At 61.6% G+C, this 3,327-nt stretch carries 4 protein-coding genes; 1 reads left to right on the top strand and 3 read right to left on the bottom strand.

All coding sequences use genetic code 11. The features are described from left to right. On the bottom strand, positions 1-947 hold a 947-nt coding region (locus MOV61_RS29235), incomplete at its 3' end, for an SPFH domain-containing protein (RefSeq protein ID WP_247139088.1). Positions 948-1,139: 192 nt separating this feature from the next. Here MOV61_RS29235 and queC point away from each other — a divergent pair. Then, positions 1,140-1,850, top strand: coding sequence for a 7-cyano-7-deazaguanine synthase QueC (gene queC / locus MOV61_RS29230; RefSeq protein ID WP_247139087.1), 711 nt, complete (start codon positions 1,140-1,142; stop codon positions 1,848-1,850). Positions 1,851-1,856: 6 nt separating this feature from the next. On the opposite strand, the gene hemH is transcribed toward queC, so the two are convergent. Both hemH and MOV61_RS29220 read right to left on the bottom strand, forming a co-directional pair. After that, on the bottom strand, positions 1,857-2,891 hold the full coding sequence (gene hemH, locus MOV61_RS29225; protein WP_247139086.1) for a ferrochelatase: 1,035 nt from the start codon (positions 2,889-2,891) through the stop codon (positions 1,857-1,859). 174 nt (positions 2,892-3,065) lie between these two features. Then, positions 3,066-3,327: LysM peptidoglycan-binding domain-containing protein (locus MOV61_RS29220; protein WP_247139085.1), on the bottom strand; the 262-nt coding region annotated here is incomplete at its 5' end.

Raw genomic sequence — 3,327 nt, 5'->3', positions numbered from 1 at the left:
GGTGCGGCATGCCCTGAACCATCGCCGAAAACCTCCTTGGCGATGGCGCCGATGCCGCCGAGCGAACCGATGATCGACGAAGCCTCCAGCGGCATCAGCACGATTTTGGAATTCGGCGCCTTGCCGATCGCGACCAAGGCTTCGGTGTATTTCTGCGCCACGAAATAGTTGATCGCCTGCACGTCGCCGGCGGCGATCGCCTGGGAGACGGCCTGCGTGGCCCGCGCTTCGGCCTCGGCGAGGCGTTCGCGGGCTTCTGGCTCGCGGAAGGCTGCTTCGCGCTTGCCTTCCGCTTCCAGAACGGCTGCCTGCTTGGCGCCCTCGGCGCGTAGGATCTGGGCGCTGCGCGAGCCTTCGGCTTCGAGGATCTGGGCGCGCTTCTCGCGCTCGGCCTTCATCTGCCGTCCCATCGATTCGACGAGGTCGGCGGGCGGCTGGATGTCCTTGATCTCGACGCGGGTGACCTTGATGCCCCAGGGACCGACGGCTTCGTCGACGACGCGCAGCAGCCGCTCGTTGATGACTTCACGGTTGGAGAGCAGTTCATCGAGATCCATCGAACCCATGACCGAGCGGATATTGGTCATGGTGAGGTTCTGGATGGCATTTTCGAGATTGGAAATCTGGTAGGCGGCCTGGGCCGGATTGAGGACTTGGTAGAAGGACACCGCATCTGCGGAGACGCTGGCATTGTCCTTGGTGATGACCTCTTGGGTCGGGATGCTGAGGACCTGCTCCATGACGTTCATGCGCACGCCGATGCGCTCGATGAAAGGTGTCAGCAGGTTGAGGCCCGGGTCCAGCGTGCGGGTGTAGCGGCCGAAGCGCTCCACGGTGTAGCGATAACCCTGCGGCACGGTCTTGATCCCGGCAAACAGGACCAGAATGATCAGCACCACCACGCCGATCACGACAATATCGAAGCCACCCAGGCCGCCCAAGTTCATGACATTCCTCCATTGCAGGCGGTAAGCCCGCCAGGTCACACGTGATGAGTTAGCACGTTCTTTGCAGGGAAGAAATGACAGCCGGACGCCGTCGATGTCGTCCGGGTTATTCACATCGATGCACCGGCGGTCTAGAGAGCAGGTGAGAACACCCGGTCGCAGCCTACCCGGTCAAAACAAGGATGAATGACCATGAAAACCATCGTCGTCTGCTCCGGCGGATTGGATTCCGTCTCGCTCGCCCACAGGATTGCCGCGGAGCAGGAACTGCTGGGGCTGATTTCCTTCGACTACGGCCAGCGGCACCGCAAGGAACTCGATTTCGCCGCCGCCTGCGCCGCGCGGCTCGGCGTCTTCCACGAGATCATCGACATGCGTGGGATCGGAAGCCGGCTGACCGGCTCGGCCTTGACCGACGATCTCGATGTGCCGGACGGGCATTATGCCGAAGAGACGATGCGCGTCACCGTGGTGCCGAACCGCAATGCGATCATGCTGTCGGTCGCCTTCGGAGTGGCTGCGGCGCGGGAAGCGGATGCGGTGGCGATCGCCGTCCATGGCGGCGACCATTTCATCTATCCCGACTGCCGGCCCGATTTCATAGATGCCTTCCAGGCGATGCAGGATCATGCCCTGGAGGGCTACGCGTCGATCCGGCTGCTTGCGCCTTACGTCGCCGGCTCGAAGGCGGATATCGTCACCGACGGCGCCCGGCACGGTACGCCGTTTTCCGAAACCTGGTCCTGCTACAAGGGCGGTATTTTGCATTGCGGCCGCTGCGGCACTTGCGTCGAGCGGCGCGAAGCTTTTAACATCGCCGGCATCGAAGACCCGACGGAGTATGAAGATCCTGATTTCTGGAGGACTGCAACGGAAGGATTCACGGCGACCGAAGTGCGGTAAGCCGGCCTACACCCAGCCCTGAAGTTCGCGGCGGACGACCTTTTCCAGCACGGTCATGCCGCCGGGGCTGTCGTTCAGACAGGGGACATGCGCGAATTTTTCGCCGCCATTGTGGCGGAAGATTTCGCCTGCTTCCTCGGCGATTTCCTCGAGCGTTTCCAGACAGTCGGAGACGAAACCGGGATTCATGATAGCGATGCGCCTGATGCCGTCCTGAGCGAGCTTTTCGACCGTCTTGTCGGTATAGGGCTGCAGCCATTCCTCCGGCCCGAAACGGGACTGGAAGGTGATCATGAAGTTCCTGTCCGTGAAGCCGAGGGCCTCCTTCAGGAGCCGGGCAGTCTTCTGGCAATGACAGTAATAGGGGTCTCCCGCCTTGAAATAAGATTGCGGGATACCGTGGAAGGACGCAATCAGCATTTCCGGCTCCCAGTCGAGCGCCGCGTATTTCGCCCTGACGGAATCCGCCAGCGCCTCGATATAGGCCGGTTCGTCGTGATAGGGCGGCACGGTGCGCAAGGCCGGCTGCCAGCGCAGCTTCATCAGGTGCTCGAAGGCCTTGTCGTTGACAGTAGCGGTGGTCGAGGCGGCATATTGCGGATAGAGCGGGAAGAGGACGATCTTCTCGCAGCCCTTTTCCTTCAAGGCGTCGATGCGTTCGGCGATCGACGGTTTTCCATAACGCATCGCCCAGTCGACGACGACATTCGGCAGATCCTTCAGCCGTTCGGCCATCAGTTCGCCCTGGCTGCGGGTATAGGTGCGCAGGTAGCTCTCGTTAAAATCCTTGTTCCAGATCGCCTCATAGGCCTTGCCGACCTTCTGCGGCCGCTTGTTGAGCACGATGCCGTAGAGGATCGGGTACCAGTAGAACCGCGACCACTCGATCACCCGCTTGTCGGACAGAAACTCGGCGAGATAGCGCCGCATCGACCAGTAGTCCGTGCCGTCCGGGGTGCCGAGATTGACGAGCAATACGCCGACTTTGCCGAAACTCACCTTCGGATGATCGGAGGGCATATGGGCGGAATGGGAGGTCATGCGGATACTTTCGATTAAGTCTTGCACGGGCGACGACGCACTCGTTTGTTTCGCAAATTACTTAGAAACAAAAATCGGCCCGGGAAAGCCTGGGCCGATCATGGGATCGGGACAAATCGTCCCAATGTGTTGCGTGAAGTCGCCGGCCCGAACCTTGATCCGGGTCAAGCGATGTCACTTCGCCGGCAGTTCCAGCTCGGCGCCGACCTGGATGACGTTCGGATGGCGCAGCGAGTTGAGCTTGGCGATCTCGGTCCACTTCTCGCCGTCGCCATAGGTGGCTTCGGCGATCTTCCAGAGCGAGTCACCCTTGGCGACCGTGTACTTGGTGGGGCCGGCCGGCTTCGGTGCGGCGGGAGCCGCTGCCGGAGCAGGTTTCGCCGGAGCTGCAGCCATCGTGTTCGGTGCCGGAGCTGCGGGTGCTGCCGGGGCAGGG

The sequence above is a fragment of the Neorhizobium sp. BETTINA12A genome, assembly GCF_023006485.1.
GTDB lineage: Bacteria > Pseudomonadota > Alphaproteobacteria > Rhizobiales > Rhizobiaceae > Neorhizobium.
The sequence above is the reverse complement of the archived record's forward strand: the minus strand, read 5'-3'. Positions and strand labels throughout refer to the sequence as shown.

Bases quoted from the DNA above. Each gene is read 5' to 3' on its own strand.
- queC (WP_247139087.1), top strand. From the start codon at position 1,140: ATGAAAACCATCGTCGTCTGCTCCGGCGGATTGGATTCCGTCTCGCTC.
- hemH (WP_247139086.1), bottom strand. From the start codon at position 2,891: ATGACCTCCCATTCCGCCCATATGCCCTCCGATCATCCGAAGGTGAGT.